This window comes from Bacillus sp. FSL L8-0167, from assembly GCF_038630295.1.
GTDB lineage: Bacteria > Bacillota > Bacilli > Bacillales > Bacillaceae > Bacillus > Bacillus safensis.
The window spans coordinates 2,676,087-2,692,906 of sequence record NZ_CP152027.1; the positions used below are offsets into that span (position 1 = coordinate 2,676,087).

At 42.5% G+C, this 16,820-nt stretch carries 17 protein-coding genes; 7 read left to right on the top strand and 10 right to left on the bottom strand.

Going from position 1 to position 16,820, the window contains the following annotated elements:
* Nucleotides 1-9 precede the first annotated feature (9 nt).
* Both MHB66_RS13780 and trmB read right to left on the bottom strand, forming a co-directional pair.
* On the bottom strand, nt 10-858 hold the full coding sequence (locus tag MHB66_RS13780) for an MBL fold metallo-hydrolase (RefSeq protein WP_034279506.1): 849 nt from the start codon (nt 856-858) through the stop codon (nt 10-12).
* 116 nt (nt 859-974) lie between these two features.
* Nucleotides 975-1,616 carry a tRNA (guanosine(46)-N7)-methyltransferase TrmB gene (gene trmB / locus MHB66_RS13785; RefSeq protein WP_046312098.1) on the bottom strand — a complete coding sequence of 214 codons (642 nt, stop codon included), beginning with the start codon at nt 1,614-1,616 and terminating at the stop codon, nt 975-977.
* 188 nt (nt 1,617-1,804) lie between these two features.
* Here trmB and MHB66_RS13790 point away from each other — a divergent pair, with 188 nt between their 5' ends.
* On the top strand, nt 1,805-2,080 hold the full coding sequence (locus tag MHB66_RS13790) for a YtzH-like family protein (protein ID WP_024424867.1): 276 nt from the start codon (nt 1,805-1,807) through the stop codon (nt 2,078-2,080).
* Here MHB66_RS13790 and MHB66_RS13795 read toward each other — a convergent pair.
* The 4 genes from MHB66_RS13795 to thpR form a co-directional block, all read right to left on the bottom strand.
* Nucleotides 2,077-2,877: a phosphotransferase family protein gene (locus MHB66_RS13795; RefSeq protein WP_024424868.1), complete on the bottom strand. Its 801-nt coding sequence runs from the start codon at nt 2,875-2,877 to the stop codon at nt 2,077-2,079. The genes MHB66_RS13790 and MHB66_RS13795 overlap by 4 nt on opposite strands.
* Before the next feature lie 284 nt (nt 2,878-3,161).
* Complete coding sequence (locus tag MHB66_RS13800) at nt 3,162-4,091, bottom strand: YegS/Rv2252/BmrU family lipid kinase (protein WP_034279500.1); 930 nt, start codon at nt 4,089-4,091, stop codon at nt 3,162-3,164.
* A 48-nt stretch (nt 4,092-4,139) separates the two neighbouring features.
* On the bottom strand, nt 4,140-5,075 hold the full coding sequence (locus tag MHB66_RS13805) for a hypothetical protein (RefSeq protein WP_024424870.1): 936 nt from the start codon (nt 5,073-5,075) through the stop codon (nt 4,140-4,142).
* Nucleotides 5,076-5,100: 25 nt separating this feature from the next.
* Nucleotides 5,101-5,652 (bottom strand): RNA 2',3'-cyclic phosphodiesterase, encoded by a 552-nt coding sequence (gene thpR, locus MHB66_RS13810; protein WP_046312102.1) that lies wholly within the window; start codon nt 5,650-5,652, stop codon nt 5,101-5,103.
* 91 nt (nt 5,653-5,743) lie between these two features.
* On the opposite strand from thpR, the gene cysK reads away from it, so the two are divergent.
* The gene (gene cysK / locus MHB66_RS13815; RefSeq protein ID WP_185907636.1) at nt 5,744-6,676 is read left to right on the top strand and encodes a cysteine synthase A; all 933 of its coding nucleotides are present in this window, start codon (nt 5,744-5,746) and stop codon (nt 6,674-6,676) included.
* Between the two features lie 48 nt (nt 6,677-6,724).
* Here cysK and MHB66_RS13820 read toward each other — a convergent pair whose 3' ends face one another.
* Together MHB66_RS13820 and pepV are read right to left on the bottom strand one after the other, a co-directional pair.
* Entirely contained in the window at nt 6,725-7,351 is a 627-nt protein-coding gene (locus tag MHB66_RS13820; protein WP_046312106.1) for a Type 1 glutamine amidotransferase-like domain-containing protein, read from the bottom strand.
* Between the two features lie 28 nt (nt 7,352-7,379).
* Nucleotides 7,380-8,780, bottom strand: coding sequence for a dipeptidase PepV (gene pepV, locus MHB66_RS13825; protein ID WP_046312107.1), 1,401 nt, complete (start codon nt 8,778-8,780; stop codon nt 7,380-7,382).
* Nucleotides 8,781-8,874: 94 nt separating this feature from the next.
* On the opposite strand from pepV, the gene MHB66_RS13830 reads away from it, so the two are divergent.
* The gene (locus MHB66_RS13830) at nt 8,875-10,173 is read left to right on the top strand and encodes an NCS2 family permease (protein ID WP_041114957.1); all 1,299 of its coding nucleotides are present in this window, start codon (nt 8,875-8,877) and stop codon (nt 10,171-10,173) included.
* 372 nt (nt 10,174-10,545) lie between these two features.
* The gene (locus MHB66_RS13835; protein WP_008356419.1) at nt 10,546-10,767 is read left to right on the top strand and encodes a DeoR family transcriptional regulator; all 222 of its coding nucleotides are present in this window, start codon (nt 10,546-10,548) and stop codon (nt 10,765-10,767) included.
* Between the two features lie 277 nt (nt 10,768-11,044).
* On the opposite strand, the gene MHB66_RS13840 is transcribed toward MHB66_RS13835, so the two are convergent.
* A complete protein-coding gene (locus tag MHB66_RS13840) occupies nt 11,045-11,761 on the bottom strand; it encodes a pseudouridine synthase (protein ID WP_046312109.1) in 717 nt (238 codons plus the stop codon).
* Nucleotides 11,762-11,777: 16 nt separating this feature from the next.
* Entirely contained in the window at nt 11,778-13,400 is a 1,623-nt protein-coding gene (locus tag MHB66_RS13845) for a polysaccharide biosynthesis protein (RefSeq protein ID WP_041114952.1), read from the bottom strand.
* A gap of 175 nt (nt 13,401-13,575) precedes the next feature.
* On the opposite strand from MHB66_RS13845, the gene MHB66_RS13850 reads away from it, so the two are divergent.
* From MHB66_RS13850 to MHB66_RS13860, 3 genes are all read left to right on the top strand, one after another.
* A complete protein-coding gene (locus MHB66_RS13850) occupies nt 13,576-14,847 on the top strand; it encodes an NAD(P)/FAD-dependent oxidoreductase (RefSeq protein ID WP_041114950.1) in 1,272 nt (423 codons plus the stop codon).
* A complete protein-coding gene (locus tag MHB66_RS13855; protein WP_024424878.1) occupies nt 14,844-15,041 on the top strand; it encodes a hypothetical protein in 198 nt (65 codons plus the stop codon). Before MHB66_RS13850 ends, MHB66_RS13855 begins: the two co-directional genes overlap by 4 nt.
* Nucleotides 15,042-15,181: 140 nt before the next feature.
* Nucleotides 15,182-16,714 (top strand): BCCT family transporter, encoded by a 1,533-nt coding sequence (locus MHB66_RS13860; protein ID WP_046312112.1) that lies wholly within the window; start codon nt 15,182-15,184, stop codon nt 16,712-16,714.
* Nucleotides 16,715-16,820 lie beyond the last annotated feature (106 nt).

A 16,820-nucleotide genomic window follows, 5' to 3' on the forward strand; every position in this document is an offset into this window, starting at 1 on the left:
GATGATCTTTTATCTTCCTGTTTCTCTTTTGATGTCGTGTGTGATCTGCCCATCTTCGTCCCATTTTACAGCACGATAAATGGCATCATGATAAAACAAGTACCATGCATTTTTTTCTTCAGCATATGCCTGCCACTTTTGCTTGGCTGGAATCGAGGTCATTGGGTAATCATCATATGCCAGAACCCAGAGTGGATTTTTATGAGCGTGTGTTGGCATGATATCAGCTAAATGAATCGCTGTTTCGCCCTCACTTGTGAGCGTTAAAATACTATGACCATTGCTATGGCCGCCTGTATGATGCAGCTCGATTCCTTCTGTCACTTCGATGCTTTCTTCAAATGTGACCACTTGGTCTGCCACAGGCTCCCAGTTTTCTTTCCAATATGTATTTCTTGAGCGAATGTTTGGCGCTCTCATTTCATCCCATTCGATTTTCGATGTGATGATTTTTGCCTGCTGAAAAACAGACACGAGCTTATCGCCTTCACGTTTTGTTAATCCGCTGGCATGATCGAAGTGCAGATGTGTCATCAATACGTAATCAATATCTGATGGGCGCAGGCCAAGCGCCGCTAGAGATTCTTCCAATTTGGTTTCCTCTGTCACGCCGTAATTGCGTTTTTGTTTATCTGTCAGCTTCCCTGATCCGATGCCGGAATCCACTAACAGATGAAGACCTTTCCACCGAATGAGAATTGGATCACATCGTAATTCAATTTGATTGCGGTCATTTACCGGGTATTTTTTTGACCATAATGGCTTTGGCACGACACCAAACATCGCTCCGCCGTCCATGTGCGTATCTCCCCCGTTTAACCAAAACAGTTCCATTTCACCTATTTTCATTGTCTCCATTGCTGTCATCCCTCCTTTTTCTATCGTAGCAAATACAGCCAAAAATCGCATGCACCAATCTTTTCATAAAAAAAGCCGGCTGCCATTTTTCTTTGCAGCCAGCTTGATGTCACTTGTTATTCTGGGAATTTGACTTCTGATCGATAGATGGGTTGTCCCATAGACGAGAATTTCTCTTCATATTCAGTCATCACGTTTTCTTCTAAGCCGTCCTCATGTAAATCTAGGCTGACATACGTTAAAAGAAGGCCATATGCAGAAAAACTTTTTAAGGAATATTCAAATAACCCGCGGTTATCTGTTTTGAAATGTAACTCACCGCCTGGACGGAGTATATGTTCATATCGCTCTAAAAAGGTTTTAAACGTCAATCTGCGCTTTTCGTGTCTTGCTTTTGGCCACGGATCAGAGAAATTCAAATACACCCGGTCAATCTCATTTTCCGCAAACACATCTGTCAGCGTCTCAGCATTGATGTTCAAAAGCTTTACATTTTCAACATCTGTCTCTTTGATTTTATCTACTGCCGTCACAATAACACTTTTAAATAATTCAATGCCAATATAGTTGATATCAGGATGAAGCTTGCCCATTCCAGCAATAAAGCTCCCTTTTCCTGTCCCAACTTCGATATGGATTGGATGATCATTTCCAAACAGCTCATGCCATTTCCCTTTATATTGCTCGGGACTTGCTAAAGCAATATGAGCATTCTCAGCTAAGTAATCATCCGCCCATGGTTTATGTCGCATTCTCAATTTGATACACCTCTATTTTCTTTACATTTTATCAAGATACCATGAAACATAAAGACCCGCAAGACAGCATCTTCTATGTCCATATAAAAAGACCAGCCCTTCGCTTGAGCTGGTCTGCCGCATGTATAAATTGGACGCTGAATGCACAGTTTAACCTCATAAATGACACGCAGGAAAGGAGCATTTGTATGGGTTTAAACCGTCAACATCAGCTTCAATTAATCAAAGATATTTTAACCGATCACCAGCTGGATTGCTGCGGGACTGTTGCAGAATATGAACAGGTGGGACGCGTGATTCAATTAATGCTGGCAAAAGAAGATCTGGATGCCGACATTCGTCAGCTGTTAACAGATATTTATGATTACAGCCAAAAGGGCACCTCTGTCAGTTCAATTGATGCACATATTGAGGAGCATCAATCACATCTGTCTGAGTGGGTCGAGAACATTCCACTGTCTTAATGGATGTTTAACCGTTTTAAGAGTGCATTTAGCTCCGCTTGCACTTCTTTTTGCGCCTTTTCATTCCCTTTTCGTTTATGCCAAACGACAAACGATACGGTTTCAGCGAGCACGTACCACGCCATGCGCTTTCGCAAATTGTCCGTCAGCGGGGCGCCGTACATAGAGAGCCAGCTTTCCCAGTTCTCTTCCTCAACATAATGGTATAAAAGCGGTCCAAGATCAATCGCTGGGTCTGCAATCATCGCCCCATCCCAATCGATCAAATAGAGCTGGTTTTCATCTGTCAGCAGCCAATTATTATGATTGAGATCGCAATGACAGACGACCTTGTCCTCAAAATGGACAGCCTCCACATGCTTCTCTAAATACTGGATGGCACGCGAAATGTCTTGTGAATCAATTTGCTCGTTTAATATGGACTGTTTCAGATGCATCAGAATGGATTCTGGGTCTAGAGAGTGCTTCTCTAATCGTTTCAGCATATCGAGCAATTCTTTTGATGTATGAATTTTTCTTAGCTGCTCTGCTACAGGACGATCATTCATGTCCTTTGGCTTCAGCTCTCTGCCGCTCAGCCAGTGCTGTGCAGTAATCACATCTCCATTTTCCATCCGTTTTGTCCAGACAAGCTTCGGCACAATGCCTTCAGCTGACAAAACCGCAAGAAACGGTGACGTATTGCGTTTTAAAAATAGCTTTTGGTCATTGTGTGTTGCGAAGTACGCATCTCCCGTAGCGCCTCCAGCCGGAGAGATGTGCCATTCGCTACCTAATATTTGTCCCAACCAGTTCATATCAATTTTCAACCCATCATTTCTTAAAATATTTTAAATCTTGCTTTTTTAGTCGACAAAATTCAGCCGATTGAGGATCAATTGGCTGTTTCTTTTTTTATTTATATGATCATAAAAACAAAAAGGACAGCTATTGAGAATGAGATGCTAAACAATAGCCGTCCTATAGATTTTATCGTTACCTTCTTATACTCGTCAAGCAAAACTAAAAAATCAGGACAAGAACCTTACGAAAAAGAAGGCTTTTTTCATGGTTCTTTGACTAAGGATATACCGCAAGTTATTTAAGCACGTAATTTTAAGGATCGTTCACTTGCCTTTACAAAGACAGGCGTTGCGCCGATCACTTCTCCATCTGCGTGAAATAAGATTTTTTCATCTGCTTCTAAAAACGCTTCCTCATGCTGAAACAGGGTAACCCCCTTCATCCCAAGGTGCTTTCGGAACACCATCGCGCTTAGAAACAAGAGGACTTTGAATGGATTCAAATCTGTGACAACCAACGTTTGAAAACCTGGCTGCCTCGCACTCACTTCCGGTGCCGCTTCCAGCCCTCCCCCGTAATACGGGTGATTGCAGACGATCACAAACCACACTTGGCGAAAGACTTTCTTCTCATTTTCAATAAATAACGCAAGATCAAACGGCTTAAACGACCATAAAGAATGGAGAAATGACAGAGGGTAGATGATAAAGCCAAGCCCCAGCCGTTTCAGCCACTTTTTCCCTCTAAAATGCACCGTTTTCCTCAGTACATGTGCGTCAAACCCCGCACCGATATGATTGAGAAAGAGAACAGATTGCGGACTTTCGGCATGATCTTGAAAGGAGCCGAGAGAAAATGTTTTGGTGAGCATTCTCTTTTGCTTTCTCACTTCTTTTAGAACATCATGACGATGGATACCGAGACCCTTCGCAGCATCATTCCAATGACCAGCAGGGACAAAACTAAGCTGCACATGATCGATTTCCTTTAAGCCATTCAGTACTTCATGAATGGTGCCGTCACCGCCAATAACAATCAAGCGCTTCAGCCTGTCATCCTGCATGGCACTGATTTGTCTTGCCAAAACTTCTGCATGGCCTTCATGCTGGGTGAGAAATGATCGATAAGAGACCTCCACCTTTTGTAATTCTTTCTCTATGCTCCTCCATGTGCGGAGTCCTTTTCCATGTCCTGCTTCTGGATTAACGATAAAGTACCATTCATTCATATATTAGCTCCACTCAGGTCTCATTTTTCGTGACCTTCCATCATGCCTTTAATCGAGCCATTCCTGTCTTCTTTTGCTGTCTGATTCACCATAAGCAAGCAATGCCTTTGTCGCCTTAAATTGCTGATGCTTTGTCGGCGCCGTATTTTTCCGCTGCTTTTCAAACCACTCTTCTGCCTTCTTCTTATCGATAACCTCCATCCCATATGGAACTTCAGGTAAATCAATATAAGAGGTTCGGCTGATGAGGATTTTTTTCACAGGAAGGTCTACACCACTTTGCTGTAAGATCTTTGACACGACGGTGCCAGATCGCAAAAGGCTTGCACAAGGATTCAAGACGGACTGAACAGCTTTCCCAGTCGCCCGTTTTTCCCAAAAACGTTCCTTCGTTCCGATATAGACGCTGTCTGGCTCAGCCTCTAAGAAAGATAAACAGATCACTTCGAGCGGCGTGATGAGTATCGGACATAATTCCATCTCAGCTTTTTGAATGAGCAGCACCGGCTTGTACATCACAAAATAAGAATCCGGAAGCTGCCTTGCAAGCATCCGCAGCTTTTCATCATACCGAATATGATGGGAAACGGTTGAAATATGTGAAATCGTCGAACTCGCCCATTTTAATTGCACTTCAAAGAGATGATCCTTAAAAAAGTGAATCAGCTTCGTTTCATCGGTAGGAACGTTTCTGAAAACCCCTTGCTCTATATCTGTCGGCTCGTTAAAAAGACTCAGGTCCCGTTCCTTTTTCATATCGGCTTCTTTTTGCTTTCTCTTTAAGGAGAATTTCTTTCTCTTTTCTTCCTCTTGTTCTGGCGCTTGTTGAGGAATTTGATCAAACGGTTGCTGCGCCTCCTCTTTTGAAGCCTTTTTTAACTCGTCCCATCTTTGTTTTTTCAACCGATTGAATTGATTGATATAGTGATGCGGGTCTTGTTCATATCGTGATATATAATCTTGAATTTTGATAATTTGCGCCATCTGCTGCTCACTCCAACTTCTAGAATCATTTATGTAGTGTAAATTGTTTGATTGCGTGATAACGAGGGGTTTCCTTCGGACGTATTTCAAATAAAGTGATACGAGAAACCTCCATCACATATGGCTCTTTGCGTAAAGGTGCTTGCTTTTCATAAGGGTCATCCGCATTCCATTTGCGCGCAATCGTCATATGCGGATGAAACGGTCTCTTTTCAACAGGGTGTCCTGCTGACAAGACGGCTTCCTTTACCTTTTCTCTTAAGTGCATGAGCGGCTCACTTTCATGAGGCTTTGCAAAAAAGACTCTTGGGCGTTCCTTCGCACCAAACTGCCCTACCTCATTCAGCTCTAGTGGAAATGCAGACGCTTCATTTGAAAGGATGTCAAGCAGGTGAATGATCTTTTTTAAACGTTCTTCTGGAATGGCGCCTAAAAAGATAAGGGTCACATGATAATCATGTGGTGCTGTCCATTTTTGAAAGAACAGTCCGCTCCTTTGATCAATGTCTTGTTTGATTTGATGCGCAAGTTGTTCAGGGATGTGAATCCCTATAAAATAATGACGGCTTTCTGACACAATATCACCTGTCCTTTTTTAACAAACTTTACGAATCCCCATTGATGATAGTATAACTAAAGAAATGCGGAATGAGAAGAAAGGGTGTCATCTGATGAAAGTTGCACAAAATATAGCTGAGCTGATTGGCGATACACCGCTTGTCAAATTACAGCGGCTCCAGCCAGAAAATGCGGCGGCTGTTTACTTAAAGCTGGAATCATTTAATCCGAGCGGAAGTGTAAAAGACCGCGCGGCTTACAATATGATCATTGAAGCAGAAAAACAAGGGAAGCTCACAAAAGGAGCAACCATTATTGAGCCTACGAGCGGGAATACAGGGATTGGTTTAGCCATGAATGCCGCCGCAAGAGGCTACAAAGCCATCCTTGTCATGCCTGATACGATGACAAAGGAAAGAATCAATATTTTGAAGGCATACGGGGCGCAGGTCGTCTTAACCCCAGGAGAAGAAAAAATGCCAGGCTGCATCCGTAAGGCTGAGGAACTGGCTGCTCAAATTCCTCACAGCTTTATTCCCATGCAATTTGACAACAGGGCGAACCCAGATGCGCATAGAGGAACAACAGCAGTCGAAATTATGGAAGCTGTGAAACAACTTGGACAGCCACTTGGAGCCTTTGTCGCAACAGCTGGAACTGGCGGTACTATTACAGGAACTGGAGAGGAATTAAAAAAAGCATTCCCTCATTTAACCATCCGTGTGGCAGAGCCTAAGGGCTCCCCTGTCTTATCTGGCGGGAAACCTGGGAAGCATAAGCTCGTTGGCACAAGCCCAGGATTTATCCCCCATATTTTAAACGAGCACGTCTATGATGACATCGTTCAGGTAAGTGACGAAGATGCGTACCACATCACACGGCAGCTCGCTCAGCTTGAAGGAATTTTAGTAGGCCCATCCTCTGGGGCGGCTTGCTATGCAGCCATTGAAACAGCCAAGCAATTGCCGGCAGATCAAATTGTGATCTGTATGACAGCAGATACGGGCGAACGATACTTATCAAGTGATGTTTTTCAAGATTAAAAAAGGAACAGGGCGATGAATCCCTGTTCCTTTTTCTTCGTTTATTGGTTAAGATGCTTTGACAGATTTCACCTCAGCCTGCTCCCCTGTGACAAGTAAAGCCTGTTCATCAGTAAGCGGACATAAATCAAGCGTCTGCTGATGCTTCTCTGTGATTTGCTGCGCAGCCTCGCCTAAATAGGTATTGTGCATATGCGGTACTGGATAGCGGCTTATTTCATTGAAAGCTTGATATGATGAAAGCTCCGGTGCCTTCTTTTGATCATCCATCAGAGAGATATATTCAATGCTTGGCGCCATGATAATACTCCCAGCAGACTCTCCGATGTACAGCTTGCCGTTGTTGATTTCTTCTTTCAACACGTCATCGAGACGATGCTTTCTTAATTCCTGCAATAAATAAAACGTGTTGCCTCCTGACACGTAGATCACATCATTTTGTTTGATCATCTGCGAGATCTCTTCAGCGGACTGTTCATCTATCTGCACAGTCTCAAGCTGCATCCCTAATTGCTGAAAGGCTTCCTTCGCTGCCTCTACATAGTGCGTGACTTCTTCTACAGCACTTGCCGTTGGAAAGAAAGTCACGTGCTTTCCTTTTAATGATTCCCCCGCAAAGTCAGATAAGAGAGAATAGCTGTCTTTGAATGAAGAGCATAAGAACATTTTTTTCACTATGAATCCCCTCTTCTCTTTTCCATTTCTATTTTGCTAATTCATACATAGCTTGTGCGTAAAGAGCAGCTGCTCTCAGTAAGTCATCAATTTCAATATATTCATCCTTTTGATGGGCGCAGTCTGGCCTGCCAGGAAATAAAGGTCCAAAGGCAACGCCTGCTTCTAAAGATCTTGCATACGTTCCTCCCCCAATGGCAATAAGGGTTGCAGGATCTCCCGTTTGTTCCTCATATACCCGCTGCAAGGTTTTCACAAGCGGATGATCTTTTGAGACGTGATGCGGAGGGCTGTCTTCGAATTTTAGAACGGACGCCCCTTTTATGCTTTCAATTCCTTTTTTGACGTCCTTGCCGTCTGCTGTTACTGGATAGCGGACATTTAACCCTAGCTTTGCTTCCTCATTCTGTTTAAAGCGGATTGTCCCAACATTCAACGTCAAATCTCCACTAATCTCATCTTTGCAAGCAATTCCCAGCTTTTGTCCTCTTGTATCTTGATCAAATAAAGCGTTGATTTGGGAAGTAAAGGCAAGTCCCTGCTCATCTAATTCGTGTCCGCATAAGAAATTCGCCATATGAATGCCCGCATTTGTCCCATGCGCCGGCTCCATGGCATGAACGGATACCCCTTTTAATGTAAAATGCAGTCCATCCGCCGTGTTCTTTACCTCACCAGATAATTGGTGATCAGCAAGATAGGCTTCGAAGGCTGTTTTTAATGATTCAGCATCGTGTTCCTGTGCAGCAGTCACAGTAGCAGCTGCCTCATCTGGTACCATATTGAGCCTCATACCCGATGTAAATTGCTTCAGCGTATAGCGCGGATGATTCGCTGTTTGTTGATATGTAAATGACACAACCGCATCAATGATCCCTTTTTCCGCATGAATAATCGGAAAATCGGCATCTGGTGCAAATCCAATTTGCGGCATTGGCTCATGCTTGAAATAATGATCCACACAGCGCCAATCACTTTCTTCATCTGTTCCAATGATCATGCGGATTTTTTTCGACAGCTGCAGACCAGAATCTTTTAAGATCTTCAGCGCATAAAATGCCGCCATGGTTGGGCCTTTGTCATCAATAGCCCCGCGTGCAAAGATTTTATTTTCTCTGATGTCAGCTGAAAATGGCGGGGTTGTCCAGCCGTCACCAGCAGGCACCACGTCCACATGGCAAAGCACACCTACAATGTCATCGCCTTCCCCATATTCAATATGACCCGCATAGCCGTCGACATTCTTGACTGTGAAGCCTTCGTCTTCCCCTTTTTTCAGCATATACTGCAGGGCATCATCGACTTTTTCACCAAATGGCTTTCCTTCTTTGCCGCCTTCTTCATCAAGGACACTTTCAATTTGTAAAAAAGATTGTGTGTCCTTGATCAAATCGTCTTTTTTTCGTATTACTTCAGCTTCCCAATTCATTTTTCCATTCCTCCTTGAAAAAAGGTTGCAATCCACCCTTAAAACGAATATTATATTAATTGTTTTGTAATAATGTTCGTAAATGGAGGATTTTATGTTTCAGTTAAAAGAAAATCAAACCAACATAAAGAAAGAAATAATCGCTGGTATGACGACATTCTTTACTATGGTCTATATTGTTGCCGTCAACCCGGGAATTCTTTCAAAAGCAGGTATTCCTTTTGACCAAGTCTTTACTGCAACAATCATCGCTGCTGTTGTCGGTACGCTCTGGATGGCACTATTTGCAAACTATCCGATTGCCATTGCACCAGGCATGGGGCTGAATGTCTATTTCACCTTTACCGTTGTCGGCGGTGGCGGCATCAGCTATCAAACAGCGTTTAGTGCGGTATTTGTTGCTGGTATACTCTTTATTATTTTATCGTTAACATCCCTTAGAAAACAACTGATTCAAGCCATTCCAGATAATTTAAAGTACGGCATTACAGCAGGAATTGGGCTTTTTATTGCATTCATCGGCCTCCGTCAGTCTGGGATCATCGCTGCTGATCCAGAAAACCTTGTGAAGCTTGGCAATTTAAGCTCGCCTGTTGTCATTTTAACGCTTGTCGGCTTAATGATTTCGGTTATTTTAATGGTTCTGCAAATAAATGGTGCACTGTTTATCGGTATGTTAGCGACCACATTGATTGCGCTCGCAACAGGCCAGCTTCATTTCCCTAAAATGCTGATGGACATTCCTGCACTGCCTGAAGGCATGCTGATTACAAATCCAATCTCTGCCTTTGGTGACGTGTTCTCTCATCATTTGTATGCTGTCGTCTTCTCCTTCTTACTGGTGACGATTTTTGATACAACAGGCACGATGATCGGCGTTGCAGAACAAGCCGGATTAATGAAAAATGGCCAGCTGCCAAAAGTGCGCAGAGCCCTGCTCGCTGACTCGGCTGCAACGACGGTTGGTTCTATGTTTGGTACAAGCCCAACCACTGCTTATATTGAATCATCATCAGGAGTTGCTGCTGGCGGAAGAACTGGGCTGACGTCTCTAACGGTCGCTGCATTGTTTATTGTGGCATTATTTTTTGGCCCGCTCGTTCAAGCGATTTCTTCTTTACCATCCATCACATCACCTGTTTTAATCATTGTTGGCTGTTTGATGATGAACTCAGTGTCACGCATTCGCTGGAACGAACTAGACGAAGCATTCCCTGCTTTTCTTGTCATTCTTTCGATGCCGCTGACTTCTAGTATCTCTACCGGGATTTCACTTGGATTTATTTCATATCCGCTTGTGAAATTGGCGAAAGGGAAATGGAGAGAAGTACATGTGCTTGTTCTCATCTTTGCGGTCTTATTTTTCATTCAGCTCTTTTTCTTAGAAGGATAACAGAAACAAAAAAGGCACATCCTCACATGGAATGTGTCTTTTTGCTTTTCACTGAATTTTTTATTTTGTAAATTTTCTGTGTTTATTTTTCGGACATTTGAAAATGTCAGCTCCAATCGCATCCCTTATCATTATTGGGTTGTAACCGGATTCAAATCATGATATATACCATATTTCATTTCATGAAGACAAGTTTAAAAACACGTAAAGTTGACTTTTTGGTGGAACTAGATGCATAATAACGTGTATAATAGAATAAAACATTAACAAACACGAACATTTACCATTGTTGCATGTCCTTATTTCGCAGTTTTAGTGTAGTAAGTTGTGGTTAGTCAAGTCCATCCGATCTTATTGATAGGGAGTGGTTTTTTGAAACCTTCAACAAACCGTATGATGACTCGAATCAAATCAGTCTATATGTTCATTCAAGAGAAAGGTCTTGTGACGACACAAGAGCTGGTTGATGAATTCGGGATCACACCTAGAACCATTCAAAGAGACTTAAACGTGCTTGCCTATAACGATCTTGTTCATAGTCCAAGCAGAGGCAAATGGGAAACAACGAGAAAAAAAGTAAAAATATCATCTTAAGCGTATAATGAATTGTCCATATAACAAAAAGAACCGGCGATATGCCGGTTCTTTTCTTTTACAAATTGTTGACGAAGGGCTAAAATGATTTTTATTTTAGCCCTTTGTCTTCTTTACAGCGTGATAGAAAACCTTTGAAGTCTAGGAAGAACGAGCACTGGCGCGGAGCGAATTTAACATTCGTGAGCACCAGCGCGCAGGACTGACAAAGAATGCGAGGGTTTGTCTACACGCTGAAGAACCGGCGATATGCCGGTTCTTTTCTTTTGTTCTTACGTTATTCACGATTCATTAAGCTGTCTAATTCTTCATCCGTCAATTCACGGTACTCTCCAGGTGCTAGATCTTCATCTAAAGAGACAGCCCCCATCGAGAGCCTTTTTAAAAAGATCACTTCATTTCCCACCGCTTGCGCCATCAGCTTCACTTGATGGTACTTCCCTTCAGTAATCGTTAAACGGATGCGTGTATCTTCGTCTTCATTCGCATCTACTTCCACCTTCGCCGGCTTCGTGTGATAATCATCTAAGATGACAACGCCCTCTTCAAGACGCTTAATGTCTTGATCTCCTAAAGGATATTTCAAATGAACCTCATACGTTTTTGGCACATGCTTTTTTGGAGAAAGTAATTGATGAGCAAGCTGTCCATCATTTGTGAGGAGAAGGAGACCGACCGTATCCTTATCCAGTCTCCCCACAGGGAATGGCTCCCTTGCGATATCCTCCGGCTCAAGTAAATCGACAACCGTTTCATCCCGCAGATCTTCAGTTGCTGAGATCACCCCGTCTGGCTTGTTCATCATTAAGTAAATGAATTCTTTATATTCTACACGCTCTCCGTGTACGAGCACTTCATCATTTGATGGATCAACATGATCTTTCACCTGCTTTGCCACTTCTCCATTCACTGTGACCGCCCGGGCCTTGACAAGCTTTTTCACATCTTTTCTTGAACCAAAGCCGCTGTTAGCAAGTAATTTATCAAGCCTCATGAATATCTACCTCTTCTTAACTCTTTTTTCTTAAAAATTTCGGCATACGGCTGCCAAGTACACGCTCTAGTAATCCCACCTTATAAGACAAGAACATATACACACCGCCGCCAGTGATCATGGAAATTAAAATGACGATACCCGCTTGTACAATTCCGCCTTCATAAGAAATCACTTGGCTCACAAGTTGACTTGTCAAATATGCCACGACAGCCATGATCGCCGTTAAAATACCAATGAGAATAAAACGTTTGAAAATTCTGCGGAACGAATAGCCGGCATGGCGTTTAATCATGATAAACATATACAAGATGGACGCACTGTAGCCTAATGCTGTTGCAAGTACAGAACCATTTCCTTGCAGCCAGCTGATCAGCGGGATGTTCAGAACCGTTTTAATAATGATCCCTAACAAAAGACTGACGATGGCAAATTTTTGTTTGTTAATCCCTTGCAGAATCGCTGCATTAATGGTGAATAAAGAAAACAATAATGCAACAGGTGCATACCAGAACAAAATGGAGATCCCAATCTCAGGATGAACAGACGGATAGAAAAACCAATAAACCGGTCCAGCCAATGCTGAGATACCAAATGATGCAGGAAGCACGAAAAATAAAATGACTTGCATCGTCTGATCAATTTGTCTATTGAGCAGCTTGTAATTACGTGCTGTAAATGATTCCGTTATCGTCGGAATCAAGGTTAAGCCAAACGCTGTTGCAAGTGACACAGGAATCATCACGAGCTTCGGTAAATATAACGTCACAATGGACAATACCGCTGTACTAATATCCTGATGTCCTGATGCAATCATGGCTCTGTTAATTGTGTTTGTATCGATATAAGAATAAATTGGAATCGCAAGTCCAACAAATACATACGGCGCTGCATAGCTAAACAGCTCTGTAAACATTTGCTTATAAGATAATTCAGAGTGAGCGCCTGTATTCGGCTGCATAGCTAAGAGCCGGTCTTTCCGTTTCAGCCAATATAAATAAAGCGTGAATAAACCGCCAAATGCACCGATCAGTGCGGCAAATGTTGCATATCCGACAGCAATGACAAGCCCGCCGTCAAGCACCTTTAAAATAATAAACGTCGCCGTTAATAGGAAGATGATTCTGACAAGCTGTTCAATCACTTGGGAAACAGCTGTCGGTCCCATCATGGAGTGTCCTTGGAAGAACCCGCGTACAAGACTCATGATCGGTACAACCAAAAGACCTAAGCTGACCATTCGAATCACATATACTACTTGATCGACAGTCAAACCGCCTGTTTCATTTGATCCGCCAAGCTGAATTTTGGCAAAAATCGGTGCGGACAAATATAAAATAGAAAAGGCGATAATCCCGGTGACAAGCATGACCGACATACCCGCCCTGAACATTTTTCTTGTTGTCTCATAATCGCCGATCGCATTATATTTGGAAACAAATTTTGATACCGCTGTTGGAAAACCAAGCGTAGCAATACTTAAAAAGATCGTATATTGATTGTATCCATATTGGAATAGCGCTCCACCAGTAGCTCCAACCATTGCGCTAAATGGAATTAAATAAATCATACCAAGAATACGAGAGAGATACGTCCCTATCGTTAAAACCAACGTACCACGAAGCAGTTTATTAGACATGCGCTTAACCACCATTTTTCTAATGAATATTCAACTTAACTATTTTACCACATCAATTCAATACACAGGTAACAAATCCAATACGGAAGTCACAAAACCAATCAATTCATATTTCAGCCTTCCCTAATCTTCGATATAATAGAAAAATGACTGAAAGTAGAAAGAGGAATGTAACATGAAACATTATGATGTCATTGTCATTGGCGGCGGACCTTCTGGGCTGATGGCCGCGATTGCATCAGCAGAGCACGGTGCGACTGTTCTGTTAATTGACAAAGGAAACAAACTTGGCAGAAAGCTGGCCATTTCTGGCGGCGGACGCTGTAACGTCACCAATCGCCTTCCAGTAGAAGAAATCATCAAGCATATACCCGGAAACGGCCGTTTTCTATATAGTGCATTTTCTGAGTTCAACAACGAGGATATTATTTCGTTTTTTGAAAACCTTGGCATTGAACTAAAAGAAGAAGACCATGGACGTATGTTCCCTGTCTCAAACAAAGCACAATCTGTTGTGGATGCCCTTCTAGACAGGCTCCGCGCCCTCAATGTCACCATTCGAACGAACGAAAAGATTAAAACGGTTCTGTATCAAGACGGACAAGCAGCTGGAATTGTTACAAATAATGATGAAAAAATTTCAAGTAAGGCTGTCGTCATTGCTGTCGGCGGAAAAAGTGTGCCGCATACCGGCTCTACTGGCGACGGCTATGCATGGGCAGAAGCAGCGGGTCATACCATTACAGAGCTCTTCCCAACAGAGGTACCGGTCACATCCGATGAACGATTTATTAAAGAAAAAGTGCTTCAAGGTCTTTCTTTAAGAAGTGTGGCTGTCAGTGTTTTAAATAAAAAAGGGAAACCCGTCGTCACACACGTCATGGATATGATCTTTACTCACTTTGGTTTATCAGGTCCAGCTGTTCTTAGATGCAGTGGATTTGTTGTGAAGGAATTGAAAAAACAGCCGAGTGTACGTCTTCAAATTGACTTATATCCGAAGCTGAATGACGAGGAGCTGTTCCAAAAGCTTCATCGCGACCTAAAAGATGAACCGAAGAAAGCCATTAAAAATGTCCTCAAGTCTTGGATGCAAGAACGCTATTTATTGTTTCTGTTAGAACGGAACGGGATTGATCCACAAGACACATTCTCTGGTCTAGCCAAGGATAAACTGCGTGCATTTGCCCATGATTGCAAACATTTTATTGTGCATGCAAATGGTACGCTATCCTTGGACAAAGCGTTTGTGACAGGAGGCGGCGTTTCTGTGAAGGAAATTGAACCGAAGAAAATGGCGTCTAAAAAAATGCCCGGTCTTTATTTCTGCGGAGAAATTTTAGACATCCATGGCTACACAGGCGGCTACAATATCACATCAGCACTTGTGACAGGCAGGCTTGCCGGCATGAATGCTGCACTAGAAGCAAAGGAGAGAGATCAATGATCAGACGTGCATTACCGATTGTTCTTGCGGTCGTTATCAGTTTGACAGCTGCTGTTTTCTTGAAGCTGTCCATTACCCCGTTAAAAGTCGCCATTGTTTTGGCGTTTACCATTTTCGCAGTATGTTTAAAAGAATATGTCTACCGTCTTCGTAAACGAATTGAGGAGAAATCGTCTTCCCATATCGATAGTTGATAAATGGAAGCAAAACATGTTACGGTAAAGTAGAGGTCGAGTGAGAAGCTCGCCTCTTTTTGTTTGAAATAAGTTGAGTTAGGGGATATTAAGCGAAGTCCTCTGCTTAAACGTGTAGAACAACAGGAGAGTGAGATGGTGTGAAAAACGTATCAAGTGTATTTTGGATTGTGATTGCGATCACATTTGTTGCCGTGATGTGGGGAGCGTTTTCTCCAGACACATTGCAAAATGTCACAGATCAAATTCAAACATACATTACAAATGACTTTGGCTGGTATTACTTGTTAGTGGTATCACTGCTTGTCGGCTTTTGTCTATTCTTTATCTTTAGCCCAATCGGTAAGATTACGCTAGGAAAACCCGGGGAAGAGCCTGAATTTGGTTTATTTTCTTGGTTTGCTATGCTATTTAGTGCCGGTATGGGAATTGGTCTTGTTTTTTACGGAGCAGCTGAACCGATCAGCCACTATGCTATTCAGTCACCAACAGGAGAGACTGAAACAGCTCAGGCCTTCCGCGATTCCCTTCGCTATACATTTTTCCACTGGGGGCTTCATGCATGGGCTATTTATGCCATTGTTGCACTTTGCATTGCTTACTTTAAATTTAGAAAAGATGCACCTGGCTTAATCAGTGCAACGCTGCAGCCCGTTTTAGGAAATAAAATTCACGGATGGATCGGTAAAACCATCGATTGTATTGCGGTATTTGCAACTGTGGTTGGTGTTGCAACAAGCCTAGGATTAGGCGCGGCACAAATAAATGGTGGATTGAATTACCTTTTTCATATTCCAATTGCCTTTAGCACACAATTGATCATTATTATCATTGTGACAGTGCTTTTCCTTGCATCTGCTTTAAGCGGGATTGGAAAAGGCATTAAATACTTAAGTAATATCAATATGGTATTAGCAGCTGTTCTGATGTTTTTCTTACTTTTGGTAGGTCCAACTGTTTTTATCTTAAATTCTTTTACTGATTCGATTGGACAATACTTATCCAATATCGTTCAAATGAGCTTTCGTCTATCTCCCAATGATCCTGAAAAGAGAGAATGGATTAATGGATGGACGATCTTTTATTGGGCATGGTGGATTTCTTGGGCTCCATTTGTCGGGATCTTTATCGCTAGAGTGTCACGCGGGCGGACAATTCGCGAATTTTTAGTGGGTGTCTTAGTCGCTCCTTCCATCCTAGTATTCCTATGGTTCTCGATTTTCGGTGTATCTGCAATGGACTTACAGCAAAAGAATATTGTCGATGTTGCAGGTCTTTCAACTGAAACGATGCTCTTCGGTGTACTGCATGAATATCCGCTGGCGATGATCACATCGATACTGGCACTCATTTTAATCGCCGTATTCTTTATTACATCGGCTGATTCAGCTACATTTGTGCTTGGAATGCAGACAACCTACGGATCATTGAACCCTTCTGGCAGTGTCAAAGTCAGCTGGGGCATTATCCAATCGGCTGTTGCTGCTGTACTTTTATTTTCAGGGGGACTTGAAGCCCTGCAAAATACAGCCAAGCTCGCAGCCTTACCGTTCTCCGTTGTCATTATATTGATGATTGTCTCGCTGTATAAATCACTAAATGATGAACGAAGAATCATCAAACAAACCAATCAAGTCAATAAACCAAGAAGTCCAAGAGTAAAAAAAGCATAATCGCAAGCGAGAAAAAGCCGTTCCTTATCCGAACGGCTTTTTTCTATATATACAATTTAAGATTGTCGCGAGCTTGACGATTCCTTTAAAATAGTGATGAATCATC

What these genes read in the sequence shown, in the direction of transcription:
- MHB66_RS13780 (WP_034279506.1), bottom strand. Translation starts at nt 858, where the DNA reads ATGGAGACAATGAAAATAGGTGAAATGGAACTGTTTTGGTTAAACGGG.
- MHB66_RS13790 (WP_024424867.1), top strand. Translation starts at nt 1,805, where the DNA reads ATGGGTTTAAACCGTCAACATCAGCTTCAATTAATCAAAGATATTTTA.
- MHB66_RS13795 (WP_024424868.1), bottom strand. Translation starts at nt 2,877, where the DNA reads ATGAACTGGTTGGGACAAATATTAGGTAGCGAATGGCACATCTCTCCG.
- MHB66_RS13800 (WP_034279500.1), bottom strand. Translation starts at nt 4,091, where the DNA reads ATGAATGAATGGTACTTTATCGTTAATCCAGAAGCAGGACATGGAAAA.
- MHB66_RS13805 (WP_024424870.1), bottom strand. Translation starts at nt 5,075, where the DNA reads ATGGCGCAAATTATCAAAATTCAAGATTATATATCACGATATGAACAA.
- pepV (WP_046312107.1), bottom strand. Translation starts at nt 8,780, where the DNA reads ATGAATTGGGAAGCTGAAGTAATACGAAAAAAAGACGATTTGATCAAG.
- MHB66_RS13830 (WP_041114957.1), top strand. Translation starts at nt 8,875, where the DNA reads ATGTTTCAGTTAAAAGAAAATCAAACCAACATAAAGAAAGAAATAATC.
- MHB66_RS13840 (WP_046312109.1), bottom strand. Translation starts at nt 11,761, where the DNA reads ATGAGGCTTGATAAATTACTTGCTAACAGCGGCTTTGGTTCAAGAAAA.
- MHB66_RS13845 (WP_041114952.1), bottom strand. Translation starts at nt 13,400, where the DNA reads ATGTCTAATAAACTGCTTCGTGGTACGTTGGTTTTAACGATAGGGACG.
- MHB66_RS13850 (WP_041114950.1), top strand. Translation starts at nt 13,576, where the DNA reads ATGAAACATTATGATGTCATTGTCATTGGCGGCGGACCTTCTGGGCTG.
- MHB66_RS13855 (WP_024424878.1), top strand. Translation starts at nt 14,844, where the DNA reads ATGATCAGACGTGCATTACCGATTGTTCTTGCGGTCGTTATCAGTTTG.